The sequence below is a fragment of the Nitrobacter sp. genome (assembly GCF_047149785.1).
In the GTDB taxonomy this organism is placed as follows: Bacteria; Pseudomonadota; Alphaproteobacteria; order Rhizobiales; family Xanthobacteraceae; genus Nitrobacter.
In genome coordinates this window covers 3,222,584-3,242,960 of record NZ_BAAGBE010000001.1, presented here as the reverse complement: position 1 = coordinate 3,242,960, position 20,377 = coordinate 3,222,584, and the positions used below count along the sequence as shown (strand labels likewise).

Annotated in this window: 22 protein-coding genes; 7 read left to right on the top strand and 15 right to left on the bottom strand. The window is 63.4% G+C overall.

Annotation, left to right across the window (positions count from 1 at the left end):
- Nucleotides 1–169: 169 nt before the first annotated feature.
- Nucleotides 170–1,729 (bottom strand): L,D-transpeptidase, encoded by a 1,560-nt coding sequence (locus tag ACMDCM_RS15145; protein ID WP_412774324.1) that lies wholly within the window; start codon nt 1,727–1,729, stop codon nt 170–172.
- Nucleotides 1,730–1,989: 260 nt separating this feature from the next.
- Here ACMDCM_RS15145 and ACMDCM_RS15140 point away from each other — a divergent pair, with 260 nt between their 5' ends.
- Nucleotides 1,990–3,042, top strand: a complete 1,053-nt coding sequence (locus ACMDCM_RS15140) for a peptidase M15 (protein ID WP_412774323.1) — start codon at nt 1,990–1,992, stop codon at nt 3,040–3,042.
- Nucleotides 3,043–3,384: 342 nt separating this feature from the next.
- Here ACMDCM_RS15140 and ACMDCM_RS15135 read toward each other — a convergent pair whose 3' ends face one another.
- From ACMDCM_RS15135 to ACMDCM_RS15125, 3 genes are all read right to left on the bottom strand, one after another.
- On the bottom strand, nt 3,385–4,062 hold the full coding sequence (locus ACMDCM_RS15135) for a response regulator (protein ID WP_412774322.1): 678 nt from the start codon (nt 4,060–4,062) through the stop codon (nt 3,385–3,387).
- 243 nt (nt 4,063–4,305) lie between these two features.
- Nucleotides 4,306–4,695 (bottom strand): BA14K family protein, encoded by a 390-nt coding sequence (locus tag ACMDCM_RS15130; RefSeq protein WP_412774321.1) that lies wholly within the window; start codon nt 4,693–4,695, stop codon nt 4,306–4,308.
- A gap of 162 nt (nt 4,696–4,857) precedes the next feature.
- Complete coding sequence (locus ACMDCM_RS15125) at nt 4,858–5,409, bottom strand: hypothetical protein (protein WP_412774320.1); 552 nt, start codon at nt 5,407–5,409, stop codon at nt 4,858–4,860.
- Nucleotides 5,410–5,949: 540 nt separating this feature from the next.
- Here ACMDCM_RS15125 and ACMDCM_RS15120 point away from each other — a divergent pair.
- From ACMDCM_RS15120 to ACMDCM_RS15100, 5 genes are all read left to right on the top strand, one after another.
- Complete coding sequence (locus tag ACMDCM_RS15120) at nt 5,950–6,333, top strand: AtpZ/AtpI family protein (RefSeq protein WP_412774319.1); 384 nt, start codon at nt 5,950–5,952, stop codon at nt 6,331–6,333.
- Between the two features lie 67 nt (nt 6,334–6,400).
- On the top strand, nt 6,401–7,144 hold the full coding sequence (locus ACMDCM_RS15115; RefSeq protein ID WP_412774318.1) for a F0F1 ATP synthase subunit A: 744 nt from the start codon (nt 6,401–6,403) through the stop codon (nt 7,142–7,144).
- Between the two features lie 59 nt (nt 7,145–7,203).
- Nucleotides 7,204–7,431: a F0F1 ATP synthase subunit C gene (locus ACMDCM_RS15110; RefSeq protein ID WP_009796340.1), complete on the top strand. Its 228-nt coding sequence runs from the start codon at nt 7,204–7,206 to the stop codon at nt 7,429–7,431.
- A 64-nt stretch (nt 7,432–7,495) separates the two neighbouring features.
- Entirely contained in the window at nt 7,496–8,053 is a 558-nt protein-coding gene (locus tag ACMDCM_RS15105; protein ID WP_412774317.1) for a F0F1 ATP synthase subunit B family protein, read from the top strand.
- Nucleotides 8,054–8,060: 7 nt separating this feature from the next.
- Nucleotides 8,061–8,546, top strand: coding sequence for a F0F1 ATP synthase subunit B family protein (locus ACMDCM_RS15100; RefSeq protein ID WP_412774316.1), 486 nt, complete (start codon nt 8,061–8,063; stop codon nt 8,544–8,546).
- A gap of 335 nt (nt 8,547–8,881) precedes the next feature.
- Here ACMDCM_RS15100 and ACMDCM_RS15095 read toward each other — a convergent pair whose 3' ends face one another.
- The 11 genes from ACMDCM_RS15095 to coxB all read right to left on the bottom strand — a co-directional run bounded on the left by ACMDCM_RS15095 (nt 8,882) and on the right by coxB (nt 19,252).
- Nucleotides 8,882–9,565: a hypothetical protein gene (locus ACMDCM_RS15095; RefSeq protein WP_412774315.1), complete on the bottom strand. Its 684-nt coding sequence runs from the start codon at nt 9,563–9,565 to the stop codon at nt 8,882–8,884.
- A gap of 192 nt (nt 9,566–9,757) precedes the next feature.
- Entirely contained in the window at nt 9,758–10,342 is a 585-nt protein-coding gene (locus tag ACMDCM_RS15090; protein ID WP_412774314.1) for a GNAT family N-acetyltransferase, read from the bottom strand.
- A gap of 75 nt (nt 10,343–10,417) precedes the next feature.
- Nucleotides 10,418–11,707 carry a M16 family metallopeptidase gene (locus tag ACMDCM_RS15085; protein WP_412774313.1) on the bottom strand — a complete coding sequence of 430 codons (1,290 nt, stop codon included), beginning with the start codon at nt 11,705–11,707 and terminating at the stop codon, nt 10,418–10,420.
- On the bottom strand, nt 11,704–13,122 hold the full coding sequence (gene thrC / locus ACMDCM_RS15080) for a threonine synthase (protein WP_412774312.1): 1,419 nt from the start codon (nt 13,120–13,122) through the stop codon (nt 11,704–11,706). Before thrC ends, ACMDCM_RS15085 begins: the two co-directional genes overlap by 4 nt.
- 308 nt (nt 13,123–13,430) lie before the next feature.
- Nucleotides 13,431–13,823, bottom strand: coding sequence for a DUF983 domain-containing protein (locus ACMDCM_RS15075; protein WP_412774311.1), 393 nt, complete (start codon nt 13,821–13,823; stop codon nt 13,431–13,433).
- Between the two features lie 79 nt (nt 13,824–13,902).
- On the bottom strand, nt 13,903–14,757 hold the full coding sequence (locus ACMDCM_RS15070) for a cytochrome c oxidase subunit 3 (protein WP_412774310.1): 855 nt from the start codon (nt 14,755–14,757) through the stop codon (nt 13,903–13,905).
- 83 nt (nt 14,758–14,840) lie between these two features.
- A complete protein-coding gene (locus ACMDCM_RS15065; RefSeq protein WP_412774309.1) occupies nt 14,841–15,509 on the bottom strand; it encodes a cytochrome c oxidase assembly protein in 669 nt (222 codons plus the stop codon).
- A 5-nt stretch (nt 15,510–15,514) separates the two neighbouring features.
- Nucleotides 15,515–15,682: a CoxF protein gene (locus tag ACMDCM_RS15060; RefSeq protein ID WP_412774308.1), complete on the bottom strand. Its 168-nt coding sequence runs from the start codon at nt 15,680–15,682 to the stop codon at nt 15,515–15,517.
- Between the two features lie 17 nt (nt 15,683–15,699).
- Nucleotides 15,700–16,614: a heme o synthase gene (locus ACMDCM_RS15055; RefSeq protein WP_412774307.1), complete on the bottom strand. Its 915-nt coding sequence runs from the start codon at nt 16,612–16,614 to the stop codon at nt 15,700–15,702.
- A gap of 104 nt (nt 16,615–16,718) precedes the next feature.
- On the bottom strand, nt 16,719–18,335 hold the full coding sequence (gene ctaD, locus ACMDCM_RS15050) for a cytochrome c oxidase subunit I (protein WP_412774306.1): 1,617 nt from the start codon (nt 18,333–18,335) through the stop codon (nt 16,719–16,721).
- 59 nt (nt 18,336–18,394) lie between these two features.
- Nucleotides 18,395–19,252, bottom strand: coding sequence for a cytochrome c oxidase subunit II (gene coxB / locus ACMDCM_RS15045; protein ID WP_412774305.1), 858 nt, complete (start codon nt 19,250–19,252; stop codon nt 18,395–18,397).
- 447 nt (nt 19,253–19,699) lie between these two features.
- Between coxB and ACMDCM_RS15040 the strand changes: the two genes are divergently transcribed.
- Complete coding sequence (locus ACMDCM_RS15040) at nt 19,700–20,260, top strand: invasion associated locus B family protein (protein WP_412774304.1); 561 nt, start codon at nt 19,700–19,702, stop codon at nt 20,258–20,260.
- Nucleotides 20,261–20,377 lie beyond the last annotated feature (117 nt).

Below are 20,377 nucleotides of genomic sequence, written 5' to 3'. Positions count from 1 at the left end.
GCGCGATCCGGCGAGGCTGCTGATCTATCTCACTTAGAGCGTTTTCAAGCGAAGCATGTCCTCGGGCCTAACCCGAGGATGGCTACCGGTTCGCGTCAAGAAAACGCGTCAAATCAAAATCATCGAGTGCTGCGCCGTTCAAACGCGCTATCGCGCGGCGTGTTACGTCTTACCACCAGCCTTGTTGCATCGGAGGAAAGAACCGGCCGCCGCCCCGGCGCGTATTGTGTGGTTGCGGATTCGGATTGCGCTGGAAAAAGAAGCCGAAGCCGTCGTCGTCCTGTCGGTTGTCGTTGACCCAGCCGTTGTCGTCCGCCGCGAGAACCTCGCTCGGCTTGCGCGTGATGAAGCCGCCCTGGGGCTGGTCGCTCAGCACCGCAACGAACTCGGTGCGATAGTTGGTCTCCTCGCTCAAAGGCTCGTCGGAGACGACGATCGAAGATCGCGGCGCTGCGGTCGGCGCGATGCGATCGAGGACTTCCTTCGGGAAGGCAATGCGGTCGAGCGCGTCTTTGGCATCATCTCCATTCTCGATCGTGACCGCGGTCCAGCGCAGGCCCGCGTCGGTGCGCGCCACCGCCGTGAATACGTGCGTGCCGAGCGGTTTGCCGGGATCGCGGATCGTGACCGGGACCTTGAGGGTCGCATCGAACACCTCACCGCCCCCGTCCGGGGCCGGCTTGTGCGTGTTGCGCCGGACATAAAGCATCCGCGTCGCGCGGCTGATGTAGATCGAGACCGGCTCGAGCACGAGTTTCGCGTCGAGCGCCGCCCTGGCGGCGTCGGCCTTCTTTGCCTGAGCCGCCCTGGCCGCTTCTCTTGCGGTGCTGGCTGCATCGAGCCTTGATGATGCGTCCGCCTTGGCGGTGTCGAGCCGGGTCCCCAACTCCGCTGCCCTGGCAGCAGCCTGTTGTTTGCGGTCCTCGGCCTTCGCCCTCGCCTGATCGGTCTTGGCCGCGGCCAGCGCCCTGTCGGCGGATAAGAGCTGGGCGTCGGCGCGGGTCTTGAGCCGTGCCAGCCTGCGCAGGCCGTCCGCGAGTTGTGCCGACTCGCGGACCGCCGCCGCAGCCGCCTTCCTGGCCTCGTCGGCCGTCGCGGCAGCGTCCGCGGCCTCGCGCGAGAGCGTCTCGGCCTTTGCCGGAGCGGCTGCGATAGCCTCCGCGTTCGGCGTAAAGAGCGATAGCGCCAGATGGGAAAATGCAACAGGAGCCGCATCGTCCGGCGAGATGATCACGCGCATTCCGATCCGGGTCTTGTCGAACAGCTTCTCCGCGAAGCCGTAAGGCATTCGCACGCAGCCGTGTGAGGCCGCATGGCCGGGCAACGGCCCGCCATGCAAGGCGAGGCCGTTCCAGGTGATGCGCTGCATGTTCGGCATCCAGGCATCGTCATACATGGTCGAGTGGTGGTCCTTGTCCTTCTCGACGACGGCGAAGACCCCGGCCGGCGTCTCGCGCCCCTTGACGCCTGTCGATACCGGCGCGCGCAGCATCCATCCATTGGCGTCATAGAAGGTGACCTGCTGGCTCTTGAGCGACACGATCGCCATGATCGGCTCGCCTGCCTCGCGTGGCGCGCTTGTTTCGGCGGGTTGCGCGCGCCGCGCCTGTTTCGCGGTTGCGTCGGCGATCGGTCCGATCAGCACGATGGCCGCAAACATCACGACGGCTGAACGCCCCCAATGGCGCATTGCCACGGTTGATTTCGCCGACGTCGATCGCTTCGCCATTCCATTCCCCGTTGCGGCGCATGTCCGCTGCCGAGACCAGCCTCACATATCCGACTCGCGAGGACCAAGGATGCTTGCAACTGAAATGGGCGCAAAACGGACAGCCAGCGTTCGCAAGCCCGGTTTCTGTTGCGTACAGGCAACACTTCCGGAAAAAGGACACGATCTGCCCGCTCGCGCCATTGCGCGACTATTTCCTTGCCGGAACAATTGTCGCATCCGCATCTTCGGCTATGTAATCCGGTTCCGACGAGGCTGGAATGATGAACCCGCGGCAACTTTCAGCGCTGACGCCCGCGTTGCTGTCCGTCATTTTGACGATCGGAATTTTCGGCCTGCTCGCGGCGGGGCCGGAAGGACTCCAGACCACCGGTGCGGCGCCGCAATCGCTTGCGGGAGATGTCGCCCACGCACCGGCCGTTCCGCGCGTGCCGAAGTCCGTTGTTGAAGCGAGCCATGCGCCGGATGGGTCGCCAACCGAACCGGCGCCTGTGCAAATCGCAAGCGCGAACCCATCGGACGTCGAACCCGTCGATGCCGCCAAAGCCGCGAAGTCCGTCGGGATCGTCGACCCGTGCCTGGTCGTGGACATCTGCGTCGATCGCTATCTGTGGACGCTTTATCAACGCACGCCCAAGGAAGATACTGTCAGAACACGCGAATGGAGACACTTGACCGTCAAACGGAAGGGCAAGAGGGTGACTGTGTCCAGAGCCTTCACCAGGCTCGTCGATCAGGATTTCGGGTGGAAGGATCCGAAGGCGGCGGAACGCGCCGGCATGCCGATGATGGACTATGTGATCGGCGGCATGGATCGGAGTTTCAAGCTGAAATTGTTTCATATGCTTCATGCGGCGGAGGCGGCGGGCCTTTCGCCCGGCATCACCAGCGGATTCCGTGACGACTATCGCCAGTCGATCGCAAGCGGCCTCAAGGCGGCGAACAACAGGTCGTATCACGGCGGTAGCTTGCGTGGCGGCTATGGGCATGGGCTCGCAGCCGATGTGGTGAGCGTCGAGGGCAGAACGCGCGACCAGCGATTTGCTTCCTCGGAAAAACTCTGGAAGTGGATTGATGCGCACGGGAAGGAATTCGGACTCGGGCGTCCGTATCACGGCAGGGATCCGCCGCATGTCGCGCCGATCGACGGCGAGGAATATGCGAAGCACAATCGCGGCGCCAGGCTGGCGGCGTCGGAGGTGAAGAAGATCGACGTAAAGAAAAAGAAGATGAAGGGCGTGGCCACACACGACCGCTCACGCCCTGCGAAGCGTCCGAGAACTGCAGCCGTCTCGAAGCCGAAAGCGAGTTAGAGCATGATTCCGAAAAGTGGAAACCGGTTTTCGGAAAAGATCATGCTCAAACAAAAAGACAAGCGACGAGTCTGATTCAACGCAGTTGAAACAGACTCTAGAGCCTTTCCGCTTCTGGTGGAATCAGAAGCGGGGCTCTATGTTCTTGATCTGACGCGTTTTCTTTAAGCGAACCGGTAGCCACTTCGCTTGAAAACGCTCTAGAGCGTCGAAGACGGGCGCAAACGCCCCTTTTGGGAGAGGCGAACCCGCAGCCGCACGGTGGTCCGATCCGATCGAAATCTGCTCCAGATATGGGTACGGGCGGAAAACCGCTCCGCACTTTTCCTCATCCCGCTGTCATCAACCCGCGGACGGCTCGCTCTGACGCCACTGATCGCCGGCGATCTTTGCCGCGGCAATCACCGCCTGGGTGCGACTCTCGACCGCGAGTTTTTGCAGAATCGCGGAGACATGCGCCTTGATGGTCGCCTCCGACACGCGAAGCTCGTAGGCGATCTGTTTGTTGAGCAGGCCTTCGGACAGCATCATCAGGACGCGGACCTGCTGCGGCGTCAGCGTGACGAGGCGGTCGCGCAACCGCGCCATCTCCGGATCAGCGGCGGCGGACAGATCGACATCGGGCGGAATCCAGATATCACCCTCGATGACCTTGAGAATCGCCGTGCGCAGCGCCTCGACTCCGAGCCGCTTGGGGATGAATCCGGAGGCGCCGAAATCCATCGAACTGCGGATCGTCCCGACGTCGTCGCTGGCCGACACCACGACCACCGGAATCGCCGAATACTGGGCGCGCAGATAGATCAGTCCGGAAAACCCACTGATCCCCGGCATCGACAGGTCGAGCAGGATCAGATCGACGTCGGCGGCTTCCTGTTCCAGCCGCGCCGTCAATTCCTCGAACGTGCCGGCTTCGCTGATTTTCGCCGGCACGATGCTCGCAATCGCCTGCCGCAACGCGTCGCGGAACAAGGGATGGTCATCGGCGATCACGATATGGGTATTGTCTGAAGCGGTCATTGAATCCGTGGGCTTGCCAGGCGTTCACGTTCATTGCGATCCCAGGCCGGGTGCGTACCTCCGAAACCCTGATTGTCCTCCGCGCGAACCTGTCTTGCAAGACGCAATGCCGCGGATCATGTGATGGCGTTAACGGCCCGGCCCGATCCCGGTCGATCCCGGAGCAATTTCCCGAAACGAAAATGGTCCGGCTGCGCGAAGCAGCCGGACCGTCGCGCCGGACGAGGTTCGCCCTCGTCCCAGCTACGGGCAGGGATGGCGATTGCCATCGTAACCAAGATATGTCCCGGAGGCAGGGTCATAGGACTTGAAGCGGCGGAAGCAATAGGCGTCGCCGTCCGCGGCACGCGCCTGACTTCCTGCAATGGCGCTGCCGATGATTGCGCCAGCCGCCAGCCCGCCCATCATCGGGCCCGGGCCATAGTAACCATGCCGCCACCCGTGATGCCGATGCCACCCATGATGATGGTGATGCCACCCGTGATGATGATGGCGCCAGTACTGAACCGGCTGCAGTCCCGCGGGAGCCGCGAGCGACCGGTCGGCCAGCAAAGGCGCGGCTGCCGCAGGCTGAATCGACGGTGACGCAACGCTCACCACGAGCGCGGCAGCAAGGATACTCAACAGGCGCATGATTCTTCCCTTCGTTGTGATGGATGAAGGGCAAACCGGTTCGCCCAGTTCGAGTTCCGGCAGAGATGCAAGATGTTTGCGTCAGATCGTCGCGGTCGGCTTGCGATCATCGGCCCCGTGGCCGGGACTCTGCGCATTAAATCGAATCGTCTTGAGCGCCGATTAGATTCCGCCGGACTGATCGCGCTGGACGCGCGCGGCCATTTCGAGCAGCCGCCGCCAGGCGCGCTCGACGAACGACATCATGCGATCCATGTCGCGATCGCTTGGCAGCGGAACCTCGATGCTGTTGCGCTCGGCGTCGGCGGATTTCGGTCCGTGGGCCTTTGGGGCGGCGCCAAGCTCGCCCGGCTTCGGCGATTCCTCCTTGGGCAAAACCTTCTGAGTCTTGCCGCCGACAGCCGAATCGCGCGCAGCGAGCTGCGCCTTCAGTTGCTGGTTCTCCGCCTGCAGCCGGCCGATTTCCTTGTCCAGCGCGACATGCTCTTCCGGCAAGGCATAGCAGGCCCAGCCGCCGCCCCTGTCCGCGCAGTGCGAAACCACGCCGGTGCGCGTGTCCAGCCGGATGAAGCCGCCGCTCATCGGCGTCAGGGTATAGCGACCCTTCTCCGTATCCGGCGGCCCTTGCGCCAGCGCCGGTGCGCAGAGGCAACCGAGCATCGCGGCAGTCGCGGAAATCCGCAGCAGTCGAGGAAGCGGCGTCGCTGCGCTCATGCTCTTGCTCCGTCAATGCCGATTGCTTCGACGCCGGGCCGTCGTTTTCGTCACGGCAGCCTTCGAACTATAGGACGCACAGGCCGGATTTCAACGCATCGGCAGGCCGTTCCGCAACCGGCGCTCGCCCTTGACCGCCGTCGACAAGGGCGAACCGCGCAGTTTGGACCGATGAGGAGTAATTTTTACTTATATTATAATGTCTTACAAGGTTCATGGAGCTTCGCATGACCGCCGTGCCCGATGCCGATCGAGCCAAAAACACAAAACGCCCGCGACTGTCCGCCGCCGGCTTCCGGTTTGTCCCGGCCGCGCCGTGAAGCGAAAGCAGCCGTCCGGTTCCGCGAGTCCGCTTTCGCAGCGCGGCAACTGAGCGCAGCCGGTTCGATTTTTTGAAATAAAATCAGCTAATTCAACGATATAGGCTGTTGCGGCACAATCTTGACTTGACCTGTGGCCGTCAGTATGGTCCGCGCGGCTTTTGAGGGTAACGGGCGTTATTTCCTGAGATCGCGGGCGTTGGTGTCGGGTGTCGAGAGCATGGCTGACGGCACGGACAAAAACAGCAGCGAGAATGGAGATCGCGAGCATTCGACTCCCGATGAAGCTGCGCTTTCCGCAAGGCTCGGAAATCTCGATCAGCGGCTGTCCCGGCTTCGAGGCACCCGCGCGAATGAGACTGACCAATCCGGAGATGGAAGCGGAGACGGAGCCGCCAGAGCGTCAGCGATGGCGCGGGGTTTCCGCCTATCCTCCGAATTGATCGCGGGCGTTGTCGTCGGAGCGGTGATCGGCTGGGGATTCGACCGCTTGCTGTCGACCTCGCCCTGGGGACTGATCGTGTTTTTCCTGCTCGGCTTCGCGGCCGGCGTGATCAACGTGATGCGGTCGGCGGGCGTGGTTCCCGAGCAGACCGACCGATGACGGATGGCTGCCGGAAGACTGAGTTGCTTGAACGCCGGCCTGCCGGCAGACCGAAAGTTGCACGCGGATGATGGATCCGATCCACCAGTTCAACATCGAGAAGATCTTCACGATCGGCCATATCGGCGGCCAGGAAATCGCCTTCACCAATTCCTCCGCCTACATGCTGCTCGCCGTGGTGCTGACGTCGCTTCTGATGCTGGCCACCGGCCGCAAGCTCGTGCCCGGACGCATGCAGTCGGTCGCCGAGATCAGCTACGAATTCGTCGCCGACACCATACGCACGACCGCCGGCAAGGACGGCATGAAGTTCTTCCCCTTCGTGTTCTCGATCTTCATGTTGGTGACCGTCTCCAATCTGGTCGGCATCATTCCCTATGCGTTCACGATCTCGAGCCACATCATCGTCACGGCCGCTCTGGCGCTCCTCGTCTTCTTTACCGTGCTGGTCTACGGGTTCTACAAGAACGGCTTGAGGTTCTTCAAACTGTTCGTGCCTTCTGGAATTCCGATCGTGATCCTGCCTCTGGTGGTGGTGATCGAGGTGATCTCTTTCCTGTCGCGCCCGGTCTCGCACAGCGTGCGTCTGTTCGCCAACATGCTGGCGGGCCACATCACGCTGAAAGTGTTCGCCAGCTTCGTCACCATGCTGGGGGCCATGGGCATCGTCGGCGTATTCGGCGCCGCGCTGCCGCTGGCGCTGGTCGTGGCGCTGACCGCGCTCGAGTTGCTGGTCGCATTCCTTCAGGCCTACGTCTTCACCATCCTCACCTGCATCTACATCAACGATGCTATCCATCCCGGTCACTAGGACCGGTTCCCGCAACCTCTCAAAATCACTCTCACGAGCCTCAGCAAGGAGTTTGTTCTATGGATCCGATCGCCGCGAAGTATATTGGCGCTGGTATTGCCTGCATCGGCATGGGTGGCGCCGGCGCCGGCGTGGGCATCATCTTCGGCAATTATCTGGCCGCGGCGGTGCGCAATCCGTCGGCCGCCCAGGGCCAGTTCGGCAACCTGATCTTCGGCTTCGCCGTGACCGAAGCGCTCGGCATCTTCTCGCTGCTGATCGCGCTGCTGCTGCTGTTCGCTCTTTAAGATCACTGACTGGCTGACGGGACCCGAAAAAACCGGGTCCCGATCGACCGCAGAGGAGAGGTCCGTGGCTGAGAGTCATGGCAACGCACAGGGCGCGACGGCCCACACCGAAGCCGACGGCGGCCACAAGGCCCCGTTTCCGCCGTTCCAGAAGGACACGTTCGCGTCCCAACTGGTGTCGCTGACGATCGCGTTCGTTGCGCTCTATCTGATCTCGTCACGGCTGGCCTTGCCGCGCGTGCGCAAGACCATCGACGACCGCCATGACCGAATCAACGGTGATCTCGCGCAGGCGCAAAAGCTTAAAGACGAGTCCGACGCCGCGTTGAAGGCCTACGAGGCCGAACTCGCGGCCGCGCGGACCCGTGCGCAGGCGATCGGCAACGAGACCCGCGAGAAACTGAACGCCGAGGCCGACGCCGAGCGCAAGACTCTCGAGGGACGCCTGTCCGTCAAGCTCGCCGACGCCGAGAAGTCCATCGCCTCGACGCGCGCGGCGGCGATGAGCAATGTCCGCGGCATCGCCAGCGATGCGGCAATGGCTATCGTGCAGCAACTGACCGGCGCAACGCCTGACCGCAAACTCGTCGACGGTGCCGTCGAAGCCTCGATGAAGGGATGACGAGACCATGTTCGCCGAGCCGGAAACCTGGGTTGCCATAGCCTTCCTGATTCTGATGGGCATCTTGGCTTACGTCGGGGTGCATCGCACCGTGCTGACCGCGCTCGATCGTCGCAGCGCGCGCATCAAGGGCGAGCTTGACGATGCGCGCCGCCTGAAAGACGAAGCCGCCAAGCTGCTCGCCGACTACAGAGCCCGCCGCGCCAGCGCCGAGCGCGAGGCGCAGGACATCATCGCTTCTGCCAAAGCCGAGGCCGAACGCATCGCGGCCGAAGCAAAGGTCAAGATGGAGGATTTCGTCGCACGCCGCACCAAGGCGGCCGAAGGCAAGATCGCCTCGGCGGAAGCCCAGGCCGTCGCCGACGTCCGCGCCGCAGCAGCCGACGCAGCCGTTGCCGCCGCGTCCGCCATTCTGTCGCGATCGGTGAAGGGACAACTCGCCGACGATCTGCTCGCCAAGGGCGTCAGCGAAGTTCGCGCCAAGCTGAACTGAGTTTTCCGCTTCTGATGGAATCAGAAGCGCTCTATGTTTTTGTTTTGACGCGTTTTCTTGACGCGAACCGGTAGTCCCTTCGCTCGAAAACGCTCTATAGCCGTCATCCCCGTGCAAGCGGGTATCCAGTACGCCGCAGCCGTTGCGATTTTCACCACGTGGCTCTTGAGATACTGGATCATTCCGCTTTCGCGGATGATGACGCGGGGACGGCGACCGGTTCGCGTCAAGAAAACACGTCGAAGCAAGAGCCGAGCCCGAGTTTGCTTCCATCGAGTTCGGAAAAATAACGGCCGGGCAGACGCGGGCGCGACGCGCCTCGCAACCCCGCTTGATTACCTTCGCCTGCCGCGCGAGCGCGGCTCAGGCTTCAGCGCCTGGGGATCGAACCCGATATAAAACACGTATCGCTCGGCGGCCGCGCCTTGCGGCGCCGGATAGGCAATGTCGTCCGACACGAAACTGTAGGTCGCGCCGTCGTCGCTCGGCACGTTCACCGTAACCGTATAGGCCTTGGTGGCGATGGTTTTCGAGGAAACGCCGTCATCGACCACCGCGACGCGCAACGGCACCTCCACTGTCGGCGGCGCGCCCGCCGGCCCAACGATGACCCGCCCCTGGATCCCGACCTTGATCGCGATCTGATGCGTGTCGGTGTTGTAGTCGCATTCTCGCGCGGTCTGGCCGATGGTCGCCTGATAGCGGAGATCGGTGCCGCTCGCCGGCTTGCCCGGCAGGCCTACCGCATAAGTCGATGCGCCGGAACGGATGGTCACGGGCGGACAGGTGAGATCGTCCGGCACGGAAGCCGTCGCGCCGGATGCCGGCGCCGCCCGCTCCGGCTGCGATTTGATGCCGAACAGGCTTTTGAAACGATCGCCAAGCGATTGCGATTGCGCCGGCACGGCCGCAACGATGCAGCAGACTGTCGCCAGGGCCGCCAGACGAAACGGAAAGCGCCGTGGTTGCCCGGCTTCAGCCGATCCACGCGCTTCGGTCGAATCCGCAACAGGAGCCATTCGCGTCGTCCGATCGTTGTTTCCACGCGGCCGCTTTATAGCAAGGCCATGACGGAAATCCCAAGGCGCAAAACGGCTCACTACGCCCGGTTCCGATCAAGCGAGATGCATCCGCCAGGTCCTGACGGTTTGTTCACGCAAATCTGAACGCGGCGCGCTCGCGACCCGCGTCCGCGCGATCTTGGGAAAGGCTCAGTCGTGAAAATCCTCGTGCAACATCCCGAACAACAGGTGGTCCTGCCAGATCCCGTTGATGCAGAGATAGCGCCGCGCAAGTCCCTCGCGCTTGAAGCCGCATTTTTCCAGCACCCGGATCGACGGCACATTGCCGGGAATGCAGGCGGCCTCGATACGGTGCAGGTTCAGTTCGCCAAACAGCGTCGGCAGCAATACCCGCAGCGCCGCAGTCATATAGCCCTGTCCCGCATAGGGTTCTCCGATCCAGTATCCGATGGTGCCGGCCTGCACGATGCCGCGCCGGACGTTGGCAAGCGTGACGCCCCCGAGCATGACGCCGTCGGATTCTCGGAACACGACGAACGGATAGGATTTGTCGCCGGCGATATCCTCCGCGTAGCGACGCAGCCGCCGCCGGAAGCCGGCGCGCGTCAGGTCATCCGATGGCCAGATCGGTTCCCATGGCGTCAGATAGGCGCGGCTATACTCGCGAAGCCGCGTCCATTGCAGAAAATCGGACGTCTCCGGCGCCCGCAGCAGCAGGCCCTGTCCCCGCGGCGTGAGCGCCGGCGCGCTGGATGGCAAACGAAACAGGGCCATGGGCCGCTCCTCGACGCCGTTCCGGCCAGCCCAATCTCAATCTAGGGTTCGTTTCAACAGGCGTTGAATCAGACTCTAGTGAAGCAGCGCTCTGGCCTTCGACTGCGCCAATCCTTCCGCAAAAGCGACCGCCGTGTCGAGTCCTCTGCCGTTGCCGAGCGCAACGACCGCGGGGCGGCTGCGTGCCAGCAGGCCGCGCGCCGCGTCGCGGGCCGACTCGACGGTAACGGCATCGATCCTGGCCATCAATTCGGACACGCTCTGCGGCCTCCCGTAGACGAGCATATGGCGCGCCAATTGTTCGACGCGGGCGCTGCAACTCTCCAACGCCATCAGCAGGCCGGCCTTCATCTGCGCCTTTGCGCGCGCGATTTCGGCCTCGGTCAGCGTCTCCACCGCCTCGTTGACGACGTCGACGACGACTTCCATCATCTCAGGCGCGTCGCTCGGATCGGTGCCGGTGTAGAGTCCGAAGAACCCGGTATCGGCAAAGGGCGCATGGAAGGCGTAGATCGAATAGCACAGCCCACGCTTCTCGCGGACCTCCTGAAACAGCCGCGAGGACATGCCGCCGCCAATAATGCTGGTGAACACCTGCAATGAGAACAGCGAGCGATCGGTCTGCGGCAATCCTTCAAGCGCAAGCGTCAGATGCGCCTGCTCGAGGTCGCGATGCACCACGCGCGAGCCGCCCTGGCCGAACTTCGCCGCCTGCGGCTTCGGCGCCGGCGCGGCGTCGAAGCCTGCAAAACGCCGTTCGACCTCGGCAACGACCGCCTTGTGCTCGACCGCCCCCGCGGCGGCCACCACCATGTCCGGCCCGCGATAGTGAGTCGTGAGATATCCATGCAGCATATCACTGTTGAGCCGCTTCAGCGTTTCCGGCGTGCCGAGCAGCGAGCGCCCCATCGGCTGGTCGGGATAGCAGAGCTCGTTGAGATGCTCGAACACGACATCGTCGGGCGTGTCCTGCGCGGCACCGATTTCCTGCTCGATGACGCTCTTCTCGCGCTCGAGTTCGTCCGCGGCGAAGCTCGGATTGGACAGGATATCGCTCAGCACATCGAGCGCGAGGGGAACGTCCGCCTTCATCACCCGCGCGTAATAGGCTGTGGTCTCGACGCTGGTGGCGGCATTGAGATCGCCGCCGACCGCCTCGATTTCCTCGGCGATCTCCCGCGCCGACCGCGTGGTGGTTCCCTTGAACGCCATGTGTTCGAGCAGGTGCGAGATGCCATGCTCGTTCAGCCTCTCGTCCCGGCCGCCGACCCCCGTCCAGACGCCGAGTGCGGCCGTTTCCAGATGCGGCATGGTGTCGGTGACAACCGTGAGGCCGGAAGGCAGCTTGGTCACGTCAACGCTCATCCGGCAACTCCGTGCTTGGCGGCGCGGCTGACGGACCGCACGAACCGTTCGATTTCCGCCTGATCGTTGGTCACGACCGTGATCCGCTCGGGACGACTCATCAACCCGTCGAGCCACGCCGGCAACTGCGGCCGCACGCCGCAGGCGGCCTCGACCGCATCGGGAAACTTCGCGGCATGCGCCGTCGCCAGCACGATATTGGGAATTTTGGGGTCGGAGGTGTCGCGACCGGCTATCGCCAGCGCCACCGCGGTATGGGGATCGACGAGATCGCCGGCGCCCCGCCACGCCGCGCGAATCGCGGCCGTGGTCTCGGTCCCGTCGGCGCGCCCGGCGTCGAAATCGCCGCGGATAGCGGCCAGAACCTGCTCCGGCAGCACGAAGCGGCCGGACTGCTGCAGCGACGCCATCAACGCGCGCACCCGCGCGGCATCCCGACCGGTCGCCTCGAACAGCAGCCGCTCGAAGTTCGACGACACCTGGATATCCATCGAGGGCGATGCGGTGGCATGAACCTCGCGCACCTCGTAGACGCCGCTCTTCAAGGTCCGCACCAGGATGTCGTTGACGTTGGCGGCAATGCGCAGGCAACGCACCGGCAGCCCCATTTTTTTCGCGACGTAGCCGGCGAAAATATCGCCGAAGTTACCGGTCGGAACGGTAAAATCGACGGTGCGCGCCGGCGCGCCGAGCGCGACGGCCGAAGTGAAATAGTATACCACCTGCGCGACGATCCGCGCCCAGTTGATCGAGTTGACGCCGGAAAGCGAGACCTCGTCGCGGAAACGGTGATTGTTGAACAGCCCCTTCACGATCGCCTGGCAGTCGTCGAAGGTGCCCTTGACCGCGAGCGCGTGGACGTTTGACGCATCCCTCGTGGTCATCATGCGCCGCTGCACTTCGGAAATGCGGCCATCCGGGAACAGCGCGATCAGGTCGACGTTGTCGCGGCCGGCGAACGCATCGACCGCGGCGCCGCCGGTATCGCCCGAGGTCGCGACGACGATGGTAGTCCGCTGGCCGCGTTGCGCCAGCACGTGATCCATCAGCCGCGACAGGAGCTGCATCGCCACGTCCTTGAACGCGAGCGTCGGACCGTGAAACAACTCCAGCATGAATTGATTGGGCCCGATCTGGTCGAGCGGCACGACCGCCGGATGCCGAAACGTCGCATAGGCTTCGCTGGCCATGCGTCCGAGATCGGAATCGGAGATGTCGCCTGCAACGAACGGCTTGATCACTTCGACGGCGACGTCCCAATAGGGTCGGCCGAAAAATCCCGTGATCGTCTCGGGCGGCAGCCGCGGCCAGACCTCGGGCACATAGAGACCGCCGTCGCGGGCGAGCCCGCTCAGCATCGCGTCGCAGAATCCGAGTTTCCGGGTTTCACCCCGAGTCGAAAGATAGTGCGTCAAGCCGGCCTCCAACGGCGGCGTATGTTGCCAAATATCCGGAGCATGAATCCGAAAAGTGGAAACCGGCTTTCGGAAAAGATCATGCTCCAAATGGAATCCGGTTCACGTGAAGAAATGCTCTCGATCATTAACTCGCGGCGCGTGTTCTGATCGCAAAACAGGTGTCCGCTTTTTCGGAAATGTTTTACGGAACACGCGCTAAAGCTATTCCGGCTTTGAGGGTTATGCTCGCGCGGCGCCGTCAGAACAAGGCCATTCCGGTCGAGCGGCAAGGTTTAACTTCTCGCGCGCCCGGCCCTTTGGGTTTTTCATAGTGGATTTTTTTTGATGGGCCGTCCTTCTGCGGCGTTGTGATGGAACTGGAGGCTGATGAGGAGGGACTTCATGGCTCGGAGGGGGAGGAGGGTGACGGCGAGGACGAGGGGGATCCAGAGCACGGCGTGGACCCAGAACGGGGGCTGATACTTGACCTCGACGACGAGGGCGCAGCCGACGACGATGAATCCTGCGATCAGGATGATGAAGACGGCGGGTCCGTCGCCGGCGTCGATGAAGGAGTAATCCTGTTCGCAGCGTTCGCAGGAGGGCCGCAGCGTCAGGAACCCGGAAAAGAGCCTGCCCTTGCCGCAGCGCGGACATTTGCAGGCGAGGCCGCGCAGGATGCTCTGGGCCAAGGTCGCCCGGGGGTAGAAACTGGACATCGGCCTTCTCCGGAAGAGAAAAGGGCGGCCCCGCGGCCGCCCTTGATATGCCCTTGAAGAGTGAGCAGGTTTCGTCCGATCAATGCGCGGCGTGTGCCATGGCGGCGGCGCCATTGCCCCAGACATAGATGCAGACGAACAGGAACAGCCACACCACGTCGACGAAATGCCAGTACCAGGCGGCGAATTCGAAGCCGAGGTGCTGGGTCGGCGAGAAGTGTCCCGCATTGGCGCGGAACAGGCAGACGATCAGGAAGATGGTGCCGACGATCACATGGAAACCGTGGAAGCCGGTGGCCATGAAGAAGGTGGCGCCATAGACGTTGCCGGCGAAGTGGAAGGCCGCTTCCGAATATTCGTGGGCCTGCACGGCGGTGAAGGTGGCGCCGAGCGCGATGGTCAAGATCAACCCCCACTTCAGCCCCTTGCGGTCGCCATTGAGCAGGGCATGATGCGCCCAGGTCACCGTGGTGCCCGAGGTCAAAAGCAGCAGGGTATTGAGCAACGGCAGGTGCCAGGGATCGAAGACCTCGGTGCCCTTGGGCGGCCAGACGCCGCCGAACAGGGCATCGCGCGTCATGTGCACCGGATCGCCCGGGAACAGCGAGGAATTGAAGAAGGCCCAGAACCAGGCGACGAAGAACATCACCTCGGAGCAGATGAACAGGATCATGCCGTAGCGGTGGCTGATCTGCACCACGCGGGTGTGGTCGCCCTTGTGTTCGGCCTCGCGGATCACGTCCGACCACCAGTTCGCCATGGTGTAGAGCACGCCGACCAGGCCGATGCCGAAGATGATCGGCGCGGCCGCGGTCAGATGGTGCATCCACAGGATGGCGCCGACGGCCATGATGAAGGCCGCGGTCGCGCCGACGATCGGCCACGGACTCGGGTCGACAAGGTGATAATCGTGCTTGACTTGCGCCGTAGCCATTGCGGTCTCTCTCCGTTAGCGGTGCCGGGCGGAATCGGGCACCTTATATTGATCTCAAAAACAAACGCCTCAGCCGTCGAAGGTCAGATACTTCCACTTCCCCCTGGCCTGTCCGGTTCGCCCGCCGCCACCGGCTTGGGCGCGGCGTCCTTCACCGGGAAGAACGTGTAGGACAGGGTGATGGTATTGACGCCGTCGTTCTCGCTGTCGGCGGCGAACGCCGGATCGACATAGAAGACAACGGCCATCTCCCGCTTCTCGCCCGCCGCCAGGGTCTGCTCGGTGAAACAGAAGCAGTTGATCTTGGTGAAATACGATCCGACCGTCAGCGGCGTGACGTTATAGGCCGCCTGCCCCGTCGTGGCCGCGGCCGCCGTGCTGGTGACGGTGTAGTACACGGTGGCGACCTCGCCGATCCGCACGTTTATCTCGGTCTGTTCCGGCGCGAACTTCCACGGCAGCCCGCTGGAGATGTTGGAGTCGAAGCGCACCGCCACCGTGCGCGAAAGCGGCGCGGCCTTCGGCGCCACGTTCGCGACCTGCGTGGTTCCGTTGAAGCCGGTGGCGCGGCAAAACCAGTTGTAGAACGGCACCGCCGCATAGGCCGCCCCGATCATCAGCGCGACCAGCAGGCCGCAGGCGGCGCCGATCTTCACGTCGCGGCCGACGCGGCGCGCAGCCTTCGGCGCGGCCGGGGTCGCCGGGGACGTCGTCGGGACGGGTTGCTGCGGGTGGTGCGGCGCGCCGGTCATGTCAATCACATCGGCCGGACGAGAACGCCCGGCCCCTTGACGAAGGTGACCGCGAAGAACAGCAGGACCAGGATTCCGAGCGCCCAGGCGATCGCGATCGACCGCTCGCGCTGGCGCTTCTTCTGGGCCTCGGTGAGAACGACCCTGTCCGGCTTCTCGTCTTGGCTGTCCATCGCACCATGCGCCCTCTCTACCAGATCAACGGCGCGACGGCCTTCACGACCACATCGAGCAGCAGAACGGCGAACAGCGCGAACAGATAGAGGATCGAGAACGCGAACAGACGCCGCGTGGCGCGCCGGTAGACATTGATCGCGAGCACCAACATGCCGGCGCCCAGCACCAGCGAGGTGATGCCGTAGACCCAGTCGAAATAGCCGAGCGGCCAGGGCGCGGCGGCGATCGCCACCAGCACGATGGTATAGAGCAGGATCTGCAGCCGCGTCGCATCGGGACCGGCGACCACCGGCAGCATCGGCACCCCGGCGCGGGCATAATCGTCGGAGCGGAACAGCGCCAGCGCCCAGAAATGCGGCGGCGTCCAGAAGAAGATGATCAGAAACAGCAGCAGCGGCTCGACCGACAGCGACCCCGTCGCCGCCGCCCACGCCACCACCGGCGGCAGCGCCCCGGCGGCGCCGCCGATCACGATGTTCTGCGCGGTCCGCCGCTTCAGTCCCATGGTGTAGATCACCACGTAGAAGAAGATCGTGAAGGCGAGCAGCCCGCCGGCATACCAGTTGACCAGCGTGCCCAGCGTCATCACCGAAAAGAACGACAGCGTCAGGCCGAACCCGATCGCCTCGCCGCGCGTGATGCGGCCGCGCGGGATCGGCCGGTTGGCCGTGCGCGACATCAGCACGTCGATGTCGCCTTCGAGCGCCATGTTCAGCGCCCCGGAGGCGCCGGCGCCAACCGCGATGCACAGGATCGAAATGAAGCCCAGCACCGGGTGAACGTGGCCCGGCGCGATCATCAGTCCGACCAGCGCGGTGAAGATCACGAGCGACATCACCCGCGGCTTCAGCAGCGCAAAGTAATCGGCGACGCTCGCCTCCGAGACCCGGGGCGGCAGTTCGATGGCTTTCTGATCGACAACCGACACGACACAACTCGCTTTGTTGGGGGTGCGCGGCGCCTCAGGCGCGCCGCGTCCGGTTCGCTTTGTTGGGTGCGCGGCGCACGAGGGGCGCGCCGCGCACAGTCACATTACTGCACCTTCGGCAGCGTTCCGAACTGGTGGAACGGCGGCGGCGACGACAGCGTCCACTCCAGCGTGGTGGCGCCTTCGCCCCACGGATTGTCCGCTGCCGGCTGCTTGCGCATGAAGGCATCGGCCAGGCCGTAGAGGAAGACCAACGCGCCCAGCCCCGCCATGAAGGCGCCGTAGGACGAGACCTCGTTCCAGCCCGCGAACGCATCCGGATAGTCGACCGAGCGCCGCATCATGCCCTGCAGACCAAGGAAGTGCTGCGGGAAGAACAGGACGTTGGCGCCGATGAACATCAGCCAGAAGTGCACCTTGGCGATGGTCTCGTTGTACATGTAGCCGGAGATCTTCGGGAACCAGTAGTACCAGCCCGCGAAGATCGAGAACACCGCGGCAATGCCCATCACGTAGTGGAAGTGCGCGATGACGTAGTAGGTCTCCTGCAGCACGCGATCGACGCCCGCATTGGCCAGCACCACGCCGGTCACGCCGCCGACCGTGAACAGGAAGATGAAGCCGAGCGCGAACAGCATCGGCGCCTTGAACTCGATCGAGCCGCCCCACATGGTGGCGATCCACGAGAACACCTTCACGCCGGTCGGCACCGCGATCACCATGGTCGCCGCGACGAAGTAGGCCTGCGCCGACGACACCATGCCGACCGTGTACATGTGGTGCGCCCACACCACGAAGCCGATGCCGCCAATCGCGACCATCGCATAGGCCATGCCGAGATAACCGAAAATCGGCTTCTTCGAGAAGGTCGACACAACGTGGCTGATCATGCCAAAGCCCGGCAGAATCAGGATGTACACCTCGGGGTGACCGAAGAACCAGAACAGATGCTGGAACAGCACCGGATCACCGCCGCCGTCGGCCGCGAAGAACGTGGTGCCGAAGTTGCGGTCGGTCAGCAGCATCGTGATCGCGCCCGCCAGAACCGGCAGCGACAGCAGCAGCAGGAACACCGTCACCAGGATCGACCACACGAACAGCGGCATCTTGTGCATGGTCATGCCGGGCGCGCGCATGTTGAAGATCGTGGTGATGAAGTTGATGGCGCCCAGAATCGACGACGCGCCGGCCAGATGGATCGCGAGGATCACGAAGTCCACCGACGGTCCAGGATGGCCGCTCGTCGACAGCGGCGCGTACAGCGTCCACCCCGTGCCCGCGCCAAGCGCCCCCGGCTCGCCCTCCATCACCGTCGACAGCAGCAGCAGCGCAAACGCCGCCGGCAGCAGCCAGAACGAGATGTTGTTCATGCGCGGAAACGCCATGTCGGGCGCCCCGATCATCAGCGGCACGAACCAGTTGCCGAAGCCGCCGATCATCGCAGGCATCACCATGAAGAAGATCATGATCAGGCCGTGCGAGGTCACAAACACGTTGTACTCGTGGGCGGGATGGAAAACCTGCACCCCGGGATACATCAGTTCCGCCCGGATGCCCATCGACATCAGGCCGCCGATGATGCCCGCAACGATGGCGAACACCAGGTACATGGTCCCGATGTCCTTGTGATTGGTCGAATACGCAAAGCGCCGCCACCCGGTCGGGTGGTGCGCATGGTCATCATGGTCGTGGTCGTGAGCAGATGCTGCGGTTGTTGACATTGTCTAATCCTGTCTTTCGTCCCTTGAAGTCCTTCGAACCTTGTGGCTGTCGCTCTCGCCTAGCGCATCACGTCGGCAGCCGACGCCACCGCGTTCTCCGGGTTCGAAGCAAACTTCTTCTTCGCGGTCTCAACCCAGGCTGCAAAATCCTGATCGCTCACCACCCGCACCGCAATCGGCATGAAGGCGTGATCCCGGCCGCACAGTTCCGAGCACTGCCCGTAGAACATGCCGGTCTTGGTGGCCTTGAACCAGGTCTGGTTGAGACGGCCCGGAATCGCGTCCACCTTGATCCCAAACGCCGGAACGCCAAACGAATGAATGACATCGGCCCCGGTCACCTGAACCACAACCACCTTGTTCACCGGAACAACCAGCTCGTTGTCCACCGCAAGCATCCGCGGCTTCTTGTCCTCCGCGATCAGCGAGTCAAACTCGAACTTGCCGTTGTCCGGATAGGAATAGCTCCAGTACCACTGCTTGCCCGTCGCCTTCACCGTCAGGTCGGCCTTCGGGATGTCAAGCTCCTCAAACAGCAGGCGGAACGACGGAACCGCAATGCCAACCAAAATCAAAACCGGGATAATCGTCCACGCAACCTCGATCAGCGTGTTGTGCGTCGTCTTCGACGGCACGGGATTGGCCCGCGCGTTGAACCGCACCATCGCAATCACCAAAAGCGACGTCACCAGCAGCGTGATCAACGTGATCACAACCAGAAGCCCGTTGTGCATCTTCGCGATGCTGTCCATCACCGGCGTCACGCCGCCCTGCAGGTCAAGCGCCCATGCATTCGGCTGACCAACAAGCTCCTCCGCCGAAACCGTCCCTCCGGCAGCAACCGCCGCCAACAAAAACGCCAATCCCAGAAACCGGCGGCCAAACCGGCGGCCAATCAGGCCCTTCGACATCTTCATGCCGCTCGCGCTCCTTGTCATAAATAAACCCTAAACGAACCCCCTAAGCAGTTCCCGCCGGCGGCAAGTCTGCTGGTCGACATGACGCTTTCCACGGACGGCCGGTAAGCCGTTTGGCTAGAATGCGTCCAAAGCCGCCCCTCTCAAACCATAATTTGTCGCACCCCGCAAGGACCAAGACAGCGAGTCGAGCAATGCCGTCGAACCGCGGTCCAGCGCATTCGGCGGGCAACCGCATCCGACGGATAAAACAGAACGCAACCGGACCGTTGCGGCCGGATGCCGCTTGACAGGCGGAATGCCCGATGTAGGCACAGACGCCAGCCGGCCTCACAGAATCGGCATCGGTTCGGGCTGATCCGGGGCGCGATCGCCTTCAAGGCGCCGTCATTGCCGGTCAGGCCGGCGAGCCAGAGTGTGGCATGTGAGAGCAGGGGATCGACCCGGATGGGGCCTTTGAAACGGCATATCAGGCATAGCTCAGGACGCAAAGCCGTGGCGGATCGTCAGCCGGTCCGCACTTTGACGGGCTGGGCCGCCGTCTTCCTCGTTGCAGGCTTCGCCGGCGCCGCCAACGCGCAGGGAGCGGTCAAATCGGTCCATGGCGACTGGCAGATCCGCTGTGACACCCCGCCCGGCGCCAAGGCCGAGCAATGCGCATTGATCCAGAGCGTGGTGGCGGAAGACCGCTCCAACGCCGGGTTGACGGTCATCGTGCTCAAGACCGCCGACCAGAAAAGCCGGCTGATGCGGGTGGTGGCGCCGCTTGGCGTGCTGCTGCCCTCCGGCCTCGGCCTGAAACTCGACAATGTCGACGTCGGTCGCGCCGGGTTCGTTCGCTGTCTTCCCAACGGCTGCGTGGCCGAGGTCGTGCTGGATGACAAGCTGCTCGGGCAGTTGCGCAGCGCCAAGACCGCGACGTTCATCATCTTCGAGACGCCCGAGGAGGGCATCGGTTTCCCGCTCAGCCTGAACGGGCTGGGCGAAGGTTACGACAAACTGCCGTAGCGATTTGATCCGAACCCTCCGAATGAAGATTTCGAAAGAGTCTCCCTTTTTGCGGCAATCGTGCCTATCTTGAACCTCGACCGCTTCGGACGACACGGAACGGCCGCATATTCGCGT

What these genes read in the sequence shown, in the direction of transcription:
- ACMDCM_RS15085 (WP_412774313.1), bottom strand. Translation starts at nt 11,707, where the DNA reads ATGAGCGTTGACGTGACCAAGCTGCCTTCCGGCCTCACGGTTGTCACC.
- coxB (WP_412774305.1), bottom strand. Translation starts at nt 19,252, where the DNA reads ATGAAGATGTCGAAGGGCCTGATTGGCCGCCGGTTTGGCCGCCGGTTT.
- ACMDCM_RS15135 (WP_412774322.1), bottom strand. Translation starts at nt 4,062, where the DNA reads ATGACCGCTTCAGACAATACCCATATCGTGATCGCCGATGACCATCCC.
- ctaD (WP_412774306.1), bottom strand. Translation starts at nt 18,335, where the DNA reads ATGTCAACAACCGCAGCATCTGCTCACGACCACGACCATGATGACCAT.
- ACMDCM_RS15090 (WP_412774314.1), bottom strand. Translation starts at nt 10,342, where the DNA reads ATGGCCCTGTTTCGTTTGCCATCCAGCGCGCCGGCGCTCACGCCGCGG.
- ACMDCM_RS15120 (WP_412774319.1), top strand. Translation starts at nt 5,950, where the DNA reads ATGGCTGACGGCACGGACAAAAACAGCAGCGAGAATGGAGATCGCGAG.
- ACMDCM_RS15145 (WP_412774324.1), bottom strand. Translation starts at nt 1,729, where the DNA reads ATGGCGAAGCGATCGACGTCGGCGAAATCAACCGTGGCAATGCGCCAT.
- ACMDCM_RS15060 (WP_412774308.1), bottom strand. Translation starts at nt 15,682, where the DNA reads ATGGACAGCCAAGACGAGAAGCCGGACAGGGTCGTTCTCACCGAGGCC.
- ACMDCM_RS15115 (WP_412774318.1), top strand. Translation starts at nt 6,401, where the DNA reads ATGATGGATCCGATCCACCAGTTCAACATCGAGAAGATCTTCACGATC.
- ACMDCM_RS15040 (WP_412774304.1), top strand. Translation starts at nt 19,700, where the DNA reads ATGGGGCCTTTGAAACGGCATATCAGGCATAGCTCAGGACGCAAAGCC.
- ACMDCM_RS15070 (WP_412774310.1), bottom strand. Translation starts at nt 14,757, where the DNA reads ATGGCTACGGCGCAAGTCAAGCACGATTATCACCTTGTCGACCCGAGT.
- ACMDCM_RS15100 (WP_412774316.1), top strand. Translation starts at nt 8,061, where the DNA reads ATGTTCGCCGAGCCGGAAACCTGGGTTGCCATAGCCTTCCTGATTCTG.
- ACMDCM_RS15130 (WP_412774321.1), bottom strand. Translation starts at nt 4,695, where the DNA reads ATGCGCCTGTTGAGTATCCTTGCTGCCGCGCTCGTGGTGAGCGTTGCG.
- ACMDCM_RS15075 (WP_412774311.1), bottom strand. Translation starts at nt 13,823, where the DNA reads ATGTCCAGTTTCTACCCCCGGGCGACCTTGGCCCAGAGCATCCTGCGC.
- ACMDCM_RS15110 (WP_009796340.1), top strand. Translation starts at nt 7,204, where the DNA reads ATGGATCCGATCGCCGCGAAGTATATTGGCGCTGGTATTGCCTGCATC.
- ACMDCM_RS15065 (WP_412774309.1), bottom strand. Translation starts at nt 15,509, where the DNA reads ATGACCGGCGCGCCGCACCACCCGCAGCAACCCGTCCCGACGACGTCC.
- ACMDCM_RS15125 (WP_412774320.1), bottom strand. Translation starts at nt 5,409, where the DNA reads ATGAGCGCAGCGACGCCGCTTCCTCGACTGCTGCGGATTTCCGCGACT.
- ACMDCM_RS15095 (WP_412774315.1), bottom strand. Translation starts at nt 9,565, where the DNA reads ATGGCTCCTGTTGCGGATTCGACCGAAGCGCGTGGATCGGCTGAAGCC.
- ACMDCM_RS15140 (WP_412774323.1), top strand. Translation starts at nt 1,990, where the DNA reads ATGATGAACCCGCGGCAACTTTCAGCGCTGACGCCCGCGTTGCTGTCC.